The sequence below is a fragment of the Methylobacter arcticus genome (assembly GCF_050917435.1).
Taxonomy (GTDB): Bacteria; Pseudomonadota; Gammaproteobacteria; order Methylococcales; family Methylomonadaceae; genus Methylobacter_A; species Methylobacter_A titanis.
In genome coordinates this window covers 326,818-343,472 of record NZ_CP159583.1, presented here as the reverse complement: position 1 = coordinate 343,472, position 16,655 = coordinate 326,818, and the positions used below count along the sequence as shown (strand labels likewise).

Sequence of the window (16,655 nt, the reverse complement as noted above, 5' to 3'; positions counted from 1 at the left end):
AAGAAACATGATAGAGCAGGATTTATTACGCCGTTTTTTATTTGAAGAACTGGGCGTTCGCGGGGAATGGGTCAAATTAACCCACAGTTGGCAAGCGGCAAAATTTCATCAGCGCGGCTCTGAAAACGTGCAACAGCAGTTGGGACAGGCACTTGCGGCCGTAGTCATGTTATCGGCTACGGTCAAGTTTACAGGCTCGATGATTCTTCAGGCCCAAGGCGACGGTGACATTAAAACCTTGGTTGCTCAGGCGACGGATCAGCGGAAAATAAGAGGTTTAGTGCGAGGCAAGGAAAACGTAGCCGAAGGCTCCTTAGAAACCATGTTCGGCCAAGGGCGACTGGTATTAACCATAGAATCGGAAAATGGTCAGCCTTATCAGGGCATCGTGCCTCTCCGGGGCAGCAATTTAGCCGCTGTCGTGCAAACCTATTTTGAGCAATCCGAGCAACTTAAGACTCGCTTATGGCTATTTGCCAATGCAACTCATGCGGTAGGATTATTATTGCAGGAACTGCCGACACAGGAAAATCATGAGGCTGATTGGGAGCACATCGAAATACTGGCAAACACAGTCACTGAACAAGAATTGTTCGATCTGGATTGTGAGCAGCTGCTGTACCGATTATTCAATGAAGAAAAAGTCAGATTGTTTGACCCAGAGCCCGTTGAATTTAGCTGTGCCTGTTCACGGCCAAACATCGAGAAAACATTATTCGCTATGGGCCGGACTGAACTGGAGGACATTCTAAAGGAACAGGACATTATTGAAGTCAACTGCGAATTCTGCAGTGAACAATACCGCTTTGATAAAATTGATGTCGAGAATATCCTGTCACAGCAAAGTCATGTTAATACCTCCGAAACACGACATTGAAACAATCCTATGAAAACCGGAATAATTAAACGAAGTCTTCGCCTTGTTTTTTTGCTGACACTGACAGCTTCATTATCCGGTTGCATGTACTGGATTCGGGCGTATCAAGTCTACTTGCAAATGGATGAATTCGATCGCAACTTTTCCGTCGAGGCCAATGATGAATTTACCTTGCGCTTCAAACATCCTATTCTTTACAGTAAAGACTTTGTTTCCTTGTCCAAACTTTATGCCAGCCAAGACGACCCAACGACGGACGGCAGACGCTGGCGCTACTGGTTTCGTAAGGTTGACGGTAACAATGAACTGATCAAACCGGAAGTGAAATTTTATTCTGCTTTAAATTTCAATAAAGAAAATAGATTAATTGCCTGGTCGTTTTCTTCACTTTTTTTGGCGATTGCCCCGCCCAAATTTTTAGAGATTTCTTTACGCTCTATTGGCGGTGCCGAGATTGATAAGGAAAAACAACAACTCAAAGCCAACCCGGCATTACTGGAAAAAATTTCCGCAGATTTGCCCAAAAAACCGGCTGTTCTTGCGCAGTTGGGCGAGCCTTTTGAAATCAAAGATGAAGCGGAGCAGGAAGTATATATTTACCGTTTTCTGCTGGAAACCAACCATATAGAAGAAGGTTATGAGGATCGCGCCTTAAACGAGGTTAAAATTACCTTTGATAAAAAAACCCAGGAACTGGTTAGAATGGCAGGGCGTTTTGCAGGGCTTAAGGTTTCAATTAATTATCGAAAGTTTCTGGATGAGTCACAGGATGTCGCACAAAACAAACCGGAATAAACTATATCAATGAACTTTCCGATTAACCATAAAAAAGGCTTAGGCAATAAATGCCTAAGCCTTATTTTTACAATACGCAGCGGTGTTAAGGCCACGCACTAATGATCAGCTATAAATTACAGCTTATCGGCATTTTTATCCAGATATTCTGCAACACCGACAGGGTTTGCATTCATGCCTGAATCGCCTTTTTTCCAGCCGGCTGGGCACACTTCGCCGTGTTCTTCGTGGAATTGTAAGGCATCAATCATGCGCAACAATTCATCCATATCACGACCTAAAGGCAAATCGTTAACAACCTGATGCCGAACCATTCCTGAGCGATCGATCAGGAAAGTACCGCGATAAGCAACGGCTGGGCCATTCGCTTCAACATCATAATCCTTACAAATAGCATGCGATATATCTGCAGCCATAGTGTAACGAACAGGACCTATGCCGCCTTTATTAATAGGGGTATTACGCCATGCGTTGTGAGTAAAGTGAGAGTCTATAGACACGGAAATCACTTCAACATTACGGCTTTTGAATTCATCAATACGATGATCTAAAGCGATCAATTCACTTGGACAAACAAAAGTGAAGTCTAATGGGTAAAAAAATACTACCGCATATTTTCCGCTAGTCGCCTCAGAAAAACTAAATGAATCAACTATTTGACCATCGCCAAGAACGGCAGGAACTGTAAAATCAGGTGCTTGTTTACCGACTAATACGCTCATTGATTATCTCCAATAAATAGTAAAAAAAGACTGTTAACTTGATGTTAGCCATTGAAAGCAATGGCTTGCTGAAATTGTACATCAAATTAGTCGGGAATTGGAGCGTGTTGTTATTTTGAGCTTGATTTAATTTTAATTTTATCCATAATTTGTCGTCAATAGCTTACAATATCTCCAAAGATTTACCCTATACGGGGGTTTTGAAAGCTAGTCGGCCTAACATGGCTGTTAAATTCACATAGCTTATTCGTTTGATGAGGTTCTATCATGGCAAAAAATAAACATATTACCGAACCTGATGTGTTCGGTTTTCAGGTACGCATCGTAAGGCGCGGCAAAGAAAGCAGCCGTTATTTTTCACATAAATTATGGGGCAATAAAGGCAAGTCTTTAAAGGCAGCGATTACTTGGCGCGACCAGATGCTGACCGTGTTAAAGGGCAGCAAGACCCGGTTTCTTAAACCGCCCAAAAATAAAACGACTACTGGCGTCACGGGCGTGTCCAGAACCATCAAGTATGATCATCGTAAAGATAAAAGTTATCTTTGCTATACCGTTTTTTGGGTCAGTAATTGCAAATCCAGAAATAAAACTTTTCAGGTGGGTAATGTCGATAAAGTCACGGCGGACGACGAGTTGCATGCATTTCGTACGGCCAAGCTGTTCAGAAGTTGCTATGAGCATTCAATCGATAACGACCTTGAGTTTTATGACAGCAAATTTGCCGGATGGAAAAAACTACGCTTGTATGAAGACGAAAATTTGAACGCAGTAGCGATATAAGCAAAGATTTCGTGTTAGAGGCATGGCCGATCCATCAGCCTTTTGTGAAAACATCCCCCGCATGCTTCCGGTAAATAGCGGGATTTCCGTTCGTTCAATGCTGCTAAAGTTCGATGCGGATACCCAGTTCAATGACGCGCTCGACGGGGATTTTGAAAAACTCTATCGCGCTTGAGGCATTGTGGAATAAAAACCGGAACAAGGGTCGACGCCATTTAGCCATAGGACTTTTTTTCCGAAAAGAGAGTCGCTCACTACCGATAAAAAACGACGTCTGCTTGTAATCGATGATTAACCCTTCTTGAGCGCATTGCTCTAAAGCTTGCCGCACATCAGGACTTTGCTGAAAACCATAGTAAAGCTTAACCCGGTAAAAATTGTTATCTTTGCCAAATGCGCGAATTTTGATTCGGTGCGCCACATCAACGTAGGGCTCATCTTTGGTGACAATGGTTAATACAATGATCTGTTCATGCAGTACATGGTTATGCTCGAAATTGTGTAAAAACACCTGCGGTACACCATGCACGCTTTTAGCCAGATAAATGGCTGAACCTTTAACGGTTACCGCCTGATGACTTATTATCTTATCTTCCAAGTCCTCAAATAGCATCCGCCTCTCATCCATATATTCCGCCAACAAGGCACGACCTTTAATCCAGGTGGTCATCATTAAAAACAGCACGGTTCCAATAACCAAAGGCAACCAGCCCCCAGTGGGTATTTTTAAACTGTTAGAAGAAAGAAACAAAAAATCTACGGTTAGAAAGGTTGTCAAAAAGGTAATACTGGCTGATTTTTTCCATTGCCAAAGTTCATTAATGACAATAAACACCAAAACAGTATCGACAATCATGGTCCCGGTAACGGCAATGCCATAAGCCGAAGCGAGTGCCGAGGAAGATTGAAAACTCAATACCACTACAAATACGGAAACCATCAATAACCAATTGATTGCAGGAATATACACTTGCCCAACTTCCTGCCCCGAAGTGTGCAAAATATTCATGCGTGGGCAGTATCCCAGTTGTATGGCTTGTCTTGTAACCGAGAATGCACCGGATATGACCGCTTGAGAGGCAATAACCGATGCCAAGGTCGCCAAAAATAATAGCGGATACATCGCCCAGGTCGGCGCCAGCAAATAGAAGGGATTTTTCACCGCCTCTGGATGCTCAAGCAGTAACGCGCCTTGTCCAAAATAGTTGAGTAACAAGGCAGGAAAAACAAAGCTGAACCAGGCATAACGGATGGGTTTCAGGCCGAAATGCCCCATGTCGGCATAAAGCGCCTCAGCACCGGTTATCGCCAATACCACCGCCCCCATAATTAAAAAACTATGCCATCCCAATTCAATCAATAAATGAATCGCGTAATAAGGGTTAACTGCTGCCAATACGGCAGGAGCATTGATAATATTATTTATACCAAGACCGCCCAAAGTAACAAACCAAAGACACATGATCGGCGAAAACATTTTGCCGACAGTCCCAGTGCCTTTAGCCTGCAAAATAAAAAGCGCGAAGAGCACCGCAATGGTAATCGGCAAGATGTAATGAGCTAAGGACGGCGCAACGATTTGCAAGCCTTCGACTGCGCTTAATACTGAAATTGCAGGGGTAATAATGCCGTCGCCGTAAAACAAGGCGGCACCGAGCAAACCAATAGTGATGATAAAGCGTGTTTTTTTCGGATTATCCTTAGCGCTTTGCAGTGCAAACGTCATTAGCGCCATGATGCCGCCCTCACCTTTGTTATTAACGCGCATAATAAAAGTCGCGTATTTGATTGCTACAACCAAGGTTAACGCCCAAAAAATCAGCGATAGCACACCCAGCACATGGGGTTTATCAATCGGCAAATGACTGCCGAAAATTTCCTTAACAGCGTATAAGGGGCTGGTGCCAATATCACCAAATACAACACCAATTGCACTTAGCGCTAAAACGGTTACTTGTTGTTTGGAATGGCCCTGTGAGCTTGTCGACATAATAAATATTGCATGGGGTGAAAAAATAACAAAAAATCAACGGGGTTGTCTCATCCTGTATTAACGTGGCGTTAAACCCTAAACCCAGTGAAGAACCTCGAATTGCAAATACCAGAATCCAAAAGAACCGAGGAAGTTAGCCAGAACTGCCGGCAGAAAACGTAAGTGGGTGGCGAAAGTATAGCTTTTGTCAATGGACATAGCCATAACGCCGGCCGATGAACCCACCACCGTCAAACTGCCGCCGATGCCTACCATCATCGCGTTCAGCATCCATTGATCGACGCCTAAGTTGGGATTCGCCATAATCGCCGCCGCTTCGAGCAAGTTATTGTCGATACAGCTGGATACCATGCCTAAGATAAAATTCACCCAAGTCGGCGGTAGCGTTTCGTACAACTGGCGCACATAAGACAGCCAGCCGACATGATTGAGGGCCGCCATGCCGGTGATAATGCCGATGTAGTACATTAAAGTAGCCCATTCCACCTTCTGTAACTGAACGTCCAGGTTAATCTCGATACTGCACCATTTTGTCTTTAACACCCAGATATACATCACCACCAAACCTAAACCACTGCCCAGCGCGAATTCAATATCAACATGCAGCACCATGTTCAGTATCACGGCTCCGATGATGGCGAACGCGCAAACGAAGGCAAGGCTAAGTCCGCCCGGTTTGATACCTTCCGCTGATGTGCTGGGTTTAAGCAGTGTGTCGGTGTCGAGTTTTTTCAGGTAGAACAGATCCAGCACCAGGGCGCTCAGAAACCAGCCGAAAATCGCTGCCGGAAATAACATGAGCAAGTCGGTCATGGCCACTTTACCGGCCAAAATCACCATCAAGCTGGTCGAAGTGCCGATAAACCAAACGCCGCTGTTAGACGAGATAATCGTATTGCACAAGACCAGATGGGTATAGCGCGGATTTGCTGAAACATTGCTGATGGATTTACCGAATATCATGGTGGTGGTTAAGCTGCTGATGAAGGGACTCAACAACGCGCTCAATAATCCCATCACCCAGAACAAGCCCCGCGCGCCTAGCCCCCTATTCATTAACGCTTGGTTCATGGCCGCAAAGACGTTGCGCTCGTTGAGAATCTCAACAATCATCCACATAAACGCCATAAAGGCGATCAACCCGAATAGTGATTCTTTGGTTGCCGCCTGCATCGCAATCAAGGGTTTGAATCGCTCAGGATCGTCGCCGCTGAACCAATAGTAAATGCCAATGATAGCTACCGTGGACATCATCATCAAAGCGGGCTTGAATTTGTCCATCGCCAACTGGACTTCGAAGATGATCATCGCCAAGCCGATAACGAATACGCTCAGTACGATAAGTCCAACGGGTGAAAAAGGAATGATAGAGGTGGGCATAAGGGTTTTTCTACAAAAAATCTAAAAGTTGAGTATTGTAATAAATACCAAGTTTGTGGGGGCGACACATTCGTCCTCCTATATATTAATTAAACCTAACCTGAAAGCCATCCTTAATCAAGGAATGAATTTGTAAACAGAGTGCATATAAATCATTAACAAACCACGAAGAATACGAATTTTTGTGATGTATTTTGCGTATTTCTTCGTGGCTTATGTCAAAAAAAGGGGGGCTACTGTTTCTCAGTCACGAACGCTATTTTAGCAATCCCGGAATGTTGCACAGTTGCCATGACTTCGGCAACCTTCGAATAAACAACATCCTGATCGGCATATAAATGCAGGCCGATTTCAGGATTTTTTAAAAGCTCGGCCTTCAATGCGGCCTCCAATGCGGCATGGTCGGCGATTGGGAGCTTATTCAACGTTATAACCCCCTGCGCATCGATACCGAGCTGTAACGGTTGTTCTTTAATATCCGCGGTGGTCTCGGCGGTTTTCGGCAAGGTCACATGCACGGATTGCGTGAGTAACGGCGCGGTCACCAATAAAATAATCACCAGCACCAGCATGACATCGACGAGCGGCGTGACGTTAATGTCGCTCATCGCTCCTTCGTCTTCGGATTGCGGTTTAAAGGCCATGTCTATTCCTTACCGTTGGCATTCGCGCTTGAGGCGATGTGCATAAAACTGACCACAAAGTTTTCCAATCCGGCACGTTGCTGTTTGGCCCGGCGCAAGAAAAAGTTATAGGCTAATACCGCCGGCACCGCGACCGCGATACCGATTGCCGTAGCGACCAACGCGTCGCCGATGGGGCCGGCTACCACATCCAGGCTGGTCGAGCCGCTTTCAGTGATCTGATGCATTGCGTGCATGATGCCTAAAACGGTACCGAACAAACCGACGAACGGCGCAGTGCTGCCGATGCTCGCAAGCATGGTCAGGCCGCTTTCCATTGCATGTTGCTCTTGCTGCATTTGCACGAGCAGCGAGTGCTCCAGTAATTCAGACGGAACGCCGCGATATTTAAGGCTCTGGCCCTCAGACTGCTGACTTTCGTTCATCCATGCAAAACCTTGCAGCGCAATCCGCGCTTGCGGCCCTCTGGCGACCTCTACAGGCAAGGTTTTTGCCTGCTCCAGATTGGCCGCATCCCAAAATGCCTTGTTAAAAGCCCGGTTATAAAAACTGTTTTTGGTGAACTGCCAGATTTTGAAAAAAATCACCGTCCATGTGACCACCGAGAAAGCCAGCAGTGTATATAAGGTACCGTCGATAATAACTTCCGGCGAAATATGAGTGGGCATTAAGGTCTCCTTTTTTAGTTATTCAAATAAAATTAATTTGGGTGCAATCATCGAACTGATCGCTGTTTTTAAAGCTCATGGCAGTAGCGGACATTAGTCCCGGTATGTCCAATGTAAGTCCGTAAAGCGTAAACCGATTATCGTGTTAATTTAAATTGCAACGTCTGAACAGCGCGCTGTTCAACCGCAACACCGTCAACTATTTTTTCTTTGAAAATCCATTGATTAATCGCTTTCAACGCAGCTTCGTCAAAGATTTCGGCGGGTTCCGCCTCAACAACCACGGCATTTTCAACGGTACCGTTCGTGGTAATAGTAAATTCGACTTTAACCCAGCCCTCGATATGACGATTAGCCGCCCGCGCAGGATACTTGGGAGGAATTCGTTCCAATGGAATCACGCCGGTACTGATTCTCGGTTCGCTGCTGACTACAGCAGGAGCAGGCCGACTGACCGCTTGTGGCGCTGAAACTGAAGGTGTCGGCGCGGAATTGGACGGCGCGGGCTTTTCTTCAGCAATAGTCTGCGGTTTTGGTAGCTCCGCCTGCTTAGGAATCACCGGCATTTTTTTCTTGACCGGCTGTTTGACGGGTTGTTTTTTCGGCAGTTCCGGTTTTGGCGGTACCGGTTTTGGTGGCGCCGACGGTGTAATTTCGGCTTTTTGACTCGGCGTAGAGACCAGCGAGACCTCCATCACCATCAGCGATGGCGTTTTGGGTTTCTCGGTTGGCTTTAAAAGCCAAAGCCCCGCCCATACGTGCAACAGCAACACTAAAATCAACAATAATCCACCCATAACGCGCGGGCGTTCTTCGCCGGTTAAGGCTGCAAATAATGATGGCTTTTTTTGCACTAACGGACTCGCCTCGTCACCCGAAGGCGTTAAATTCCGGTCGGCCACGCCGCCATCATGGCTGTTAAATAAAAACATAGAGGATATTACCTTTTTAAACATCGATTGTGCGTTTGCTATGTTCAGATTCCGGACAACGAGGTCTTAGCTGTATTTTACTCTGCACGGTCACAGCAGTCGTTGCGGAAAATGAAACACTTTAAATAGATTGAGCCTGTTTCAGCCATTTAACCCTTGCAAACTGCCAAACCATCGGCATGAACGACACAAAAACAATACCCAAAACGATTTTCTCGAAATTGTGTTTGACCCATTCATTCGAGCCGAGAAAATACCCGGTTAAGGTGATGCTCGTAACCCATAAGGTTGCGCCGATGATGCAAAAAACAATGTATTTTGAGTATTTCATGCTGCCCGCACCCGCTACGAAAGGCGCAATCGTGCGAACGATCGGGACGAAACGGGCCATAATAACGGCTTTCCCGCCGTGTTTTTCATAGAACCCTTCGGTTTGGGTAATGTATTCCCGTTTAAAAAACAAAATCTGCTCACGGGATTTAACGAACTTACTAAAATGCTTGCCGACATAATGATTGACATTATCGCCCAGCAAAGCCGCGCCAATCAGCAACGGAATAATGATTTGAATATCCAGTTTCCCGGTCGATGACGCCAACAGTCCCGCAGCAAACAATAGAGAATCGCCGGGCAACAGCGGCATGACGATTAAGCCGGTTTCGACAAAAATTATCGCAACCAAAATCGCATAAGTGAGCATCTCGTAATGCGCCAGAAAATCTTGCAGCGTCGTCAGCGGGTCTTTGAGCAAGTGTAATAAAAAGTAAATAATTTCCATAAAAGTCAGTTGTTATCTCGTTAACGTGGGGACATCATAAAGTATTGTTTTCATACCTTGACGACTATTTATTATCAATCGGTTTTAAACGGTATTTTACGGCCTTCCGAATTGCTTGCGTAAAATTATCAGCGCCAGTAGCAACAAAATTCCGCTCAGCGACTGTCTCAATATGACCGTCCACACGGTTTCAGCCGTCGACAAGGGTTTCATTACCGGCAGTTGCTGATCATCCGACGACGGTATGCCTTGCTGCGCCATGATTCCGGGAACAAAAAACGCCCGCCACCGGTCTTCAAATTGATTAACCGTGTCAATGTATTCGGCATAACGGGGCGCATCGATACCCGCCAGACGGTCGGCCGCCAACACAGCGGCCAAGCCTGGCGGCAGTGCGGACCATCGCTCCATAAACTCAAAATGCGCTTTCCGAACCTCATCGAAGCGATACATCAGCGGCCGCACCTTGCCATCAAGTTCCAGATTGGCGGGCAGACCGGCAATTTCGCGCGAAGGCTCTGTTACCGGAGGAATGTCAGGATGCGCCCGATACCAGGCCGACAGCAATTCGGCTTGCTGTGTCGACGTTTGCGCCTGAATATGCCGAATATCGACAATCGCCTCAAGCCGCGATGGCATGGCTTGCTCGCCGTTTGCCGCCCAGCTCAAACCCGCCGGCAGCGCAAAGGTCGTGACCAGCCATACGCCTAGCAAGCCTACCGCCGCCGCACCCGATGAAACCGGCAGCAACAAAAACAGCCCGGCAATTGCAATCCACAACCCGGTAAACAGCCCGGCAAAAACCAGCCAATAACTTGCCGCGTAAACAGTGGAACCGGAATCGAGTATAAACGCAAGCAGCGATGCCGCGACCACAGGCACCAGCACCATCGCCCAGCGCACCGCGAGTGCAGTAAATACCAACCGCCAAGGCTGGGCCATTTGCGCGCAAACCAAACGCCACACGCCCCGCTCCCGATCTTCCTGCACCAAACCGTAACTAACCGCTATCACGGTCAACGGCAACAACAACGCCAGCACAGTTGCAAAATCGAGCAGGCCCCGCGCATGCGCCGGATATTTGTGCTCCAGCTCATCATGCGCCACGGTGTGCGCATCGAACTCTTCAACCAGACGACCGGCTTTCATGATGCCGATACGGTCGGCTACCTGCTTGGCATTAAACAGATCACGGGGCGCCATCAGCACCGCCATGCCCAGATCGGCGGCCGCCCGTATGCGCTGGGCAAAATCATTGGCCGCACTGGGATCGAGCCCGGAGGTCGGCTCATCCAGCAGCATGACTTTCGCCTGTTTTGCCGAGGCGATAGCCAGACCGACTTTCTGGCGCATGCCCTTGGAGTAAGTCGACACGCGCCGGTCGTGAGCATCGCCTTGCAAGCCGGTGTTCGCCAGCAAATCGTGCGCGCGCTGCCGGGATAGGCGGATATTAGCCAGCGTACAGAAAAAACTCAGATTTTCCACGCCGCTCAGGTATTCATACAACGCCACATTTTCCGGCAGATAGGCCAGCTTGGCGCGCACCACCGCCGGGTTTTGCTCAGGAGACTCGCCATCGATAAAGACATTGCCGCCGGTCGGCCGATTGAAGCCTAAAAAGGTATTAATGGTTGAGGTCTTCCCGGCGCCATTGCCGCCCAGCAAGGCATAGACGCAACCGGCCGGAACCGATAAATCGAGTCCATCGATTGCGCGATGGTTTTTATACTTGACCACCAGTTGTCTGGCCTCAAGCAGGGGTTTATTTGCAGATATAATCAATTTTTAGATGATCATGGAAAAATCATTTGATCCACGAAAATTATTTTGATGAGTTCATTATTGGAAATTAAGCCCTATTTATCAATAAGATTTAATTGATAATCCTGCTGCTGCGTTTTCCAGGAAAGATACATCTTCTGCCCATCGCTGACCAGAAAGGGCTGATCGCCGGACAGCGCGGTTTGAGCAATCACTTCAGGCATCGACCAGCTTTTGCCGTCGTCGGCGGATTTGATCAGCTTGATAACATTGTGGGTGCCGTCAAACTCCTGCCAAACCACATTGACCCGTGGGCCTAAAGCCAGCACATGCGGATGGCCTGCGCCTTCTTTACCGAAATTAAGCGGCGTGGAAAAATGCCGCCCTGAATCGGTCGAGTAGGCATAAAACAGGCCCTGATTGGTCGGTGAATTACTGAACCATACCGCATGATAAACACCGGAATCGGCAATCGACAAACCGGGACCGTGATGCGGGCAGGCATCGATTTTCCAGTTATCCTGACCTAAACGATGGGTATCGCCGGGGGTATTCCAATCGCTAAATTTGACCAGCGCGTGATCGCGCATACCGCCTGCGAAAATATGCCGCCAAGTGACCACCGGCGTATTGTCAGGCGCTATTGCGGTATCCAATCGACAGCATTCGCAGGTATGGGTGGCGATTCTTTTATTGGGATAAAAATGCTCGCCGCCATCGTCAGACCAAGCGTAATACAAGGACAGTCCCTTAAAATCCTGCCCGGCTTTTTTAGCCGCCTCGGTATCGCGGTCATCCAGCCAGGCGATAAAAATCTCGCCATTTTTGCCGACAGCCAGACTGTCAAAGCGATGCCTTATTATCTCGATATTATCGTTGACCGTGACAGGTTCCGAAAAACGTTTGCCGCCGTCATTTGGTCGCATCGATTCCTGACCGATTACGACACTTCTGACCTCCATGGATGGAGAAAATGCCGAGGACTGCCGGGAGCTGTCTCGGCCGCCATCCCTGGCAGTCGACCGGCTAAAGCGCACATAAGTGCTGCGCTTTTTATCCAATGTGAGTACCCAGGTTAAATAAATATTACCTTGTGCATCCAGCTTGATTTTCGGACGGCTTTCACCATCAGCCGCAATCGCTTCCGGTTTTGCATTCACCCTAACAGGTGCCGTAAAGCTTGTGCCTTTATCGGCGGATGACTGCACATAAAGATACTCATTGTTTACCCAGGCAATCCATAACACACCCTTGCCGTCAAAAGTGGCCGTTATGGTTTTGGCGCATTGGTTTGAAGGCAACGCGTTGGCATCGGCGCAGACACCTTTTGCCTCGACAGAATGATGATCTGCATGCTGCTTGCCAGCACCTGCGGATTTTATCGTCGCTTCATATGCACAGCCGGAGACCGCCAGCGTTGCAAAAAACAGAACAGAGATCAGGAATTTCATGGATTACACCGAATTAAAAAGTCGAGCTGAATTATCAAAGAGAAATCAGGATAAAAAAAAGTAATATCTTTTCAGCCCATATGCAGTAAAGCCTGACTTGATAACAGTCAGGCTTTTTGTTTTTGCTTTTTACTTTATAAATAAACGTATCAATAATTATACTTCAACCCAATAAAGTAATTGTATGGTGGGAAGAAGGGCATAGAGTCATCCTACAAAAATTATTGTCATTGTATTGATAAGATGCACATCCTGGTGCGGACCAATTAATATTTCAACGACGCGCTAACAAAATAAGTGCGTTGCGGATAAGGATGGTTTTCAAAGGCATTAGCATCAAAAACATTATCGATCCCCGCTGAAATGGTACTTTTTAGTTCCCGACTAATCGGTAACCTGTACGTGGTTTTTAAGTCGACAAAAGTGGATTCATCGGTGCCGCCCATGACATTAGCGGCGGTATCGTTATTCTCCAGACGCTGAAATGAATCACTGCGATAACGCACGCCTACCGCAGCATCCCAAGGTTGCAGAATATGGTAGGTTAATGTTGCATTGGCCTGTAAGCTGGGTATGCGATCCCATTCATTACCAACCAGCGACAGATTGTGGCTGTTTTGGGTAATTTGTTTATTCATAAAAATACCGTTAGCCATTAAGTCGACAGGCAGATTAAACACTTCGTTTTGTTGATAAGTCAGATCTACGCCGATAGCTTCGGTTTGTTCAATCGGTAAAAAGGTAGTAATGCTTTGTCCATTGATAGTCTGCAAGGTACTAGCTATTTCGTTGTTGATTTGGTTGAAAAAGAAATTGGCGCGTACATAACCCCTGGGAATATCGTATTGGGTCATGAAGTTATGAAAATAACCATTCTCCGGCCCTAAATCAGGCGCTGAAATGCTTAAGTTATTAAGCCTGGAGACGCTGGCAAACATTTCTTCAGCAATCGGAAAACGATACGCTTTAGAAAACGAGTAGCGGAAAATCCAGTTATCCGGTGAATATTCCAAAGACGCTTTAGGCGAAAAACGGGAGGCATCGCGGTCGGCGTAATTTTGAATGTTGTTGGTCGCGCCAAAAGTGTGCACATGGCCATCAAGCGCTTGCCAGTGGTCAAACCGCCCTCCGGCCATCACGCTCCAGTCCGGCAAAAACTGCCATTCCAACTGTGAAAAAGCGCTGTTGGTTTGAGTCGCGCCGCCGCTGTCGCCGGTTTTAACATCGGCAGTTCCAGCCACATAGTTATTGCTGGAGTAAGTATCCAGATTCAGGCTCGCATGGTTAAATTGATAGCCGCCCATAAAAGATAGGTCATCCCTACCCAAAAAATTATCGGTCGCCAATTTCACATCGTAAGTCGCCCACCAGGGTTTTTCATCCGCAACCTGGCCTTTGTTTTGATTTTGCGGATGGTTGGGATTCAGCGTTGAACTGATACTTCTGTCCTTGAACGCGTCATAATAACTGGCAGTAGTATCAATGCTCCAGTTATCCGAGATTTTTCCCTTTAACCCCAAGCCATAATTCAGGGTCTGGCGCTGCGAGTCGCTGACCGAAAAAACCGAACCTGGAACGGTAAAACGTTGTCCGTCCGGTGTTCTGTAGTTTTGGTTCGCTGACTGTCCGGCTGCTGTAGCACCTCCCCATACCGTATTGCCTGCGGCATTCCTTAACAGGCTGTTCGGATCGTCAACTTTGCCGACGCGATCTTCATAGGCAATAGTAAAACGCCCCTGCAGATCTTCGGTAAAGTCATAACCGAATTTGGCTTTAAATAAATCCGTGGTTTGCCGAGCCACGCCAATATCACCATAAGCAAGCGCGGGCGCACCTTGAGGCGTTTGATAACTTTCGCCTCCGGCGACTGCGGTTCCGCCTGCCGCCGAACTTAATTGAGCGGCATTGATAGTCTGCGGCTGCCCCTCGTTTTCAAAACGGTTATAAGAGGCCCAAACACTGAACTTATCGATCTTGTCGCCTGCAGAAATAAAAGTTTTATAACCCATCAACGTTTCATTCCGCCCTGACCGATGCACATCATGGAACATGCCGGTAGCATCCATTTGAGCTTCAAATTTTTCCGGCATTTTAGTGTTCAAATTAACCACGCCGCCAAACGAATTACCGCCATATTGCGCAGAAAAAGGGCCGTAAAGTACTTCCGCCGATTCGACTTCGCTGGGTGAGACCATTGACCATCTGGGCGCACCATTAAAACTGGTGCGCAATGGATTATGCAACGGCATTCCATCACCGAACACCATAGTATGTGCCGTCTGGAACACATTGGAGCCGCGTATGCCCAAGTTACCGTTGGGATCGCCCATGTAACGTTTGCGGACTAACAGGCCTGGGGTGAACTTTAAGAAATCTTCAACCGTAGTCGCATTCACTTTGGCTTCAACATCAGCTTTATCAATCGTATAGGTCGGAGTTGCCTTGGCAGTATCTGGAAACTTTCTATCGGTCACCGCTCCGTAGGTGACCATGTCCTCGCCCTGATATTTATCGGTTTTAGTAGCCTTCACCGGTTCCGCCGCAATCCCGCTGCCTAAATAACTCACTCCCAGCAATAGTAGGTATTTTTTCATTTCTTTTAATTTTTATAGATGTGACTGATTGCTATTCATAAGCATTTTCCATACCAAGCCAAAAAGCACATCAGAAGCACCTCTCCGAACCACCTCGAAGATTACTTTGCTCCTTTATAATCAATTAATTATATTTCTATGGCGCATTATTTGTCATCCCAATGCGTTGCGCCTGTAATGCGTGCCAGACTTTATTGAGAGCCTGTTTTTAATCAAAATACGGCATATAACCTATTTTAGTAGGTTATATGCCACAGCTTAATCAATCTTCCTTGCTGGTTTAAAGCTCGGCCTTTAGGCCATAGCTATCTACACAAGTGATCGATGTTTTGCGCTATATCACGGCTGATGATTCCGACCCGACAACGAACCGCCGGTTTCGCCCTGTACATTGACCCATAAATGGGGTAATCCCAAGCTTTCCAACCAGTCGGGACCGCTACTTTCCTTGAGCATTGCGATGGTAGAAGCGCTGCCCGCAACGACACAGAAATCACCAACCACGCTAACCGCCGCCAAATACCGTACTGGCCAGCCGGTTTTGGGGTTGAGTACATGTCCGTAACGCACGCCATCCACACTGATACAACGTTCGTAATCACCACTGCTGGCAAGCGCGCCTTCCCGCAATAAAATGGTTCGCATCACGGCTTCTTTGTTACGGGGATCACGGATACCGACTCGCCACGGACTGCCATCGGCGCGCGGGCCAATCACTTTTATGTCGCCGCCTAAATTAATCACGCCATGCCGGATTCCGGCTGCGCCACATAATGCGGCCGCACGGTCAACGGCGTATTCTTTGACTATGCCGCCAAAATCGATTTCCATGCCGGGGCTTGAAAATACCAGCACGGGTGGTGCCCAACACAATTTGTGCCAGCCGACTTTATCGAGCAATGTCTGAATTTGTGCCTGATCCGGCAATTTACCCCGATCAAAGCGCCAGGCGCGGCGCAAGATGCCGGAAGTGATGTCGAATAGGCCGTCGCTCTGTTCATAACAGGTTGCCGCATAATTCAATAATCCTGCGGTTTCATCATCGACCGTGATACGACCGCCGGTGGCCGCCACGCGATTAATGGCCGCAAGAAAACTGTCGCTACGGTAACGCGAATACAGCGCTTCGAGCCGGTATACATCGGTGATAGCCGCATCGGCAATCTGCTTGGCTCTGGACGGACTGTCGGCATAGAGTTGTATGTCGCAAGGCGAACCCATCGCCTTGAAGGCATAGCGGTAATAGCTCAAACGCTTGGCTGTCATGCTAAAAACCG

The 16,655-nt window shown here is 47.4% G+C and carries 14 protein-coding genes; 3 read left to right on the top strand and 11 right to left on the bottom strand.

Annotated elements, in window-relative coordinates:
• The first annotated feature begins 7 nt into the window (after positions 1-7).
• Positions 8-877, top strand: coding sequence for an Hsp33 family molecular chaperone HslO (hslO, locus tag ABXJ76_RS01670; protein WP_432743497.1), 870 nt, complete (start codon positions 8-10; stop codon positions 875-877).
• Between the two features lie 9 nt (positions 878-886).
• Entirely contained in the window at positions 887-1,672 is a 786-nt protein-coding gene (locus tag ABXJ76_RS01665; RefSeq protein ID WP_432743495.1) for a hypothetical protein, read from the top strand.
• A gap of 116 nt (positions 1,673-1,788) precedes the next feature.
• On the opposite strand, the gene ABXJ76_RS01660 is transcribed toward ABXJ76_RS01665, so the two are convergent.
• A complete protein-coding gene (locus ABXJ76_RS01660; RefSeq protein ID WP_432743493.1) occupies positions 1,789-2,394 on the bottom strand; it encodes a peroxiredoxin in 606 nt (201 codons plus the stop codon).
• Positions 2,395-2,661: 267 nt separating this feature from the next.
• Here ABXJ76_RS01660 and ABXJ76_RS01655 point away from each other — a divergent pair, with 267 nt between their 5' ends.
• Positions 2,662-3,177 carry a hypothetical protein gene (locus ABXJ76_RS01655; RefSeq protein ID WP_340120701.1) on the top strand — a complete coding sequence of 172 codons (516 nt, stop codon included), beginning with the start codon at positions 2,662-2,664 and terminating at the stop codon, positions 3,175-3,177.
• A gap of 103 nt (positions 3,178-3,280) precedes the next feature.
• On the opposite strand, the gene ABXJ76_RS01650 is transcribed toward ABXJ76_RS01655, so the two are convergent.
• From ABXJ76_RS01650 to ABXJ76_RS01605, 10 genes are all read right to left on the bottom strand, one after another.
• The gene (locus ABXJ76_RS01650; protein ID WP_432743491.1) at positions 3,281-5,167 is read right to left on the bottom strand and encodes a potassium transporter Kup; all 1,887 of its coding nucleotides are present in this window, start codon (positions 5,165-5,167) and stop codon (positions 3,281-3,283) included.
• Between the two features lie 78 nt (positions 5,168-5,245).
• Complete coding sequence (locus ABXJ76_RS01645) at positions 5,246-6,550, bottom strand: SLC13 family permease (RefSeq protein ID WP_432743489.1); 1,305 nt, start codon at positions 6,548-6,550, stop codon at positions 5,246-5,248.
• Positions 6,551-6,783: 233 nt separating this feature from the next.
• On the bottom strand, positions 6,784-7,194 hold the full coding sequence (locus ABXJ76_RS01640) for an ExbD/TolR family protein (protein ID WP_031437543.1): 411 nt from the start codon (positions 7,192-7,194) through the stop codon (positions 6,784-6,786).
• A 2-nt stretch (positions 7,195-7,196) separates the two neighbouring features.
• Positions 7,197-7,862 (bottom strand): MotA/TolQ/ExbB proton channel family protein, encoded by a 666-nt coding sequence (locus tag ABXJ76_RS01635; protein WP_432743487.1) that lies wholly within the window; start codon positions 7,860-7,862, stop codon positions 7,197-7,199.
• A 137-nt stretch (positions 7,863-7,999) separates the two neighbouring features.
• Complete coding sequence (locus ABXJ76_RS01630; protein WP_432743485.1) at positions 8,000-8,794, bottom strand: energy transducer TonB; 795 nt, start codon at positions 8,792-8,794, stop codon at positions 8,000-8,002.
• A gap of 121 nt (positions 8,795-8,915) precedes the next feature.
• Positions 8,916-9,572 carry a VTT domain-containing protein gene (locus ABXJ76_RS01625; RefSeq protein ID WP_432743483.1) on the bottom strand — a complete coding sequence of 219 codons (657 nt, stop codon included), beginning with the start codon at positions 9,570-9,572 and terminating at the stop codon, positions 8,916-8,918.
• Positions 9,573-9,668: 96 nt separating this feature from the next.
• Complete coding sequence (locus ABXJ76_RS01620; RefSeq protein ID WP_432743481.1) at positions 9,669-11,354, bottom strand: ATP-binding cassette domain-containing protein; 1,686 nt, start codon at positions 11,352-11,354, stop codon at positions 9,669-9,671.
• A gap of 74 nt (positions 11,355-11,428) precedes the next feature.
• Positions 11,429-12,784 (bottom strand): sialidase family protein, encoded by a 1,356-nt coding sequence (locus tag ABXJ76_RS01615; protein ID WP_432743479.1) that lies wholly within the window; start codon positions 12,782-12,784, stop codon positions 11,429-11,431.
• 266 nt (positions 12,785-13,050) lie between these two features.
• A complete protein-coding gene (locus tag ABXJ76_RS01610) occupies positions 13,051-15,378 on the bottom strand; it encodes a TonB-dependent receptor (RefSeq protein ID WP_432743477.1) in 2,328 nt (775 codons plus the stop codon).
• A 339-nt stretch (positions 15,379-15,717) separates the two neighbouring features.
• A complete protein-coding gene (locus ABXJ76_RS01605; RefSeq protein ID WP_432743475.1) occupies positions 15,718-16,644 on the bottom strand; it encodes an FAD:protein FMN transferase in 927 nt (308 codons plus the stop codon).
• Positions 16,645-16,655 lie beyond the last annotated feature (11 nt).

Coding starts and splice junctions, on each gene's coding strand:
- hslO (WP_432743497.1), top strand. CDS start 8: ATGATAGAGCAGGATTTATTACGCCGTTTTTTATTTGAAGAACTGGGC.
- ABXJ76_RS01665 (WP_432743495.1), top strand. CDS start 887: ATGAAAACCGGAATAATTAAACGAAGTCTTCGCCTTGTTTTTTTGCTG.
- ABXJ76_RS01660 (WP_432743493.1), bottom strand. CDS start 2,394: ATGAGCGTATTAGTCGGTAAACAAGCACCTGATTTTACAGTTCCTGCC.
- ABXJ76_RS01655 (WP_340120701.1), top strand. CDS start 2,662: ATGGCAAAAAATAAACATATTACCGAACCTGATGTGTTCGGTTTTCAG.
- ABXJ76_RS01650 (WP_432743491.1), bottom strand. CDS start 5,167: ATGTCGACAAGCTCACAGGGCCATTCCAAACAACAAGTAACCGTTTTA.
- ABXJ76_RS01645 (WP_432743489.1), bottom strand. CDS start 6,550: ATGCCCACCTCTATCATTCCTTTTTCACCCGTTGGACTTATCGTACTG.
- ABXJ76_RS01640 (WP_031437543.1), bottom strand. CDS start 7,194: ATGGCCTTTAAACCGCAATCCGAAGACGAAGGAGCGATGAGCGACATT.
- ABXJ76_RS01635 (WP_432743487.1), bottom strand. CDS start 7,862: ATGCCCACTCATATTTCGCCGGAAGTTATTATCGACGGTACCTTATAT.
- ABXJ76_RS01630 (WP_432743485.1), bottom strand. CDS start 8,794: ATGTTTTTATTTAACAGCCATGATGGCGGCGTGGCCGACCGGAATTTA.
- ABXJ76_RS01625 (WP_432743483.1), bottom strand. CDS start 9,572: ATGGAAATTATTTACTTTTTATTACACTTGCTCAAAGACCCGCTGACG.
- ABXJ76_RS01615 (WP_432743479.1), bottom strand. CDS start 12,784: ATGAAATTCCTGATCTCTGTTCTGTTTTTTGCAACGCTGGCGGTCTCC.
- ABXJ76_RS01610 (WP_432743477.1), bottom strand. CDS start 15,378: ATGAAAAAATACCTACTATTGCTGGGAGTGAGTTATTTAGGCAGCGGG.
- ABXJ76_RS01605 (WP_432743475.1), bottom strand. CDS start 16,644: ATGACAGCCAAGCGTTTGAGCTATTACCGCTATGCCTTCAAGGCGATG.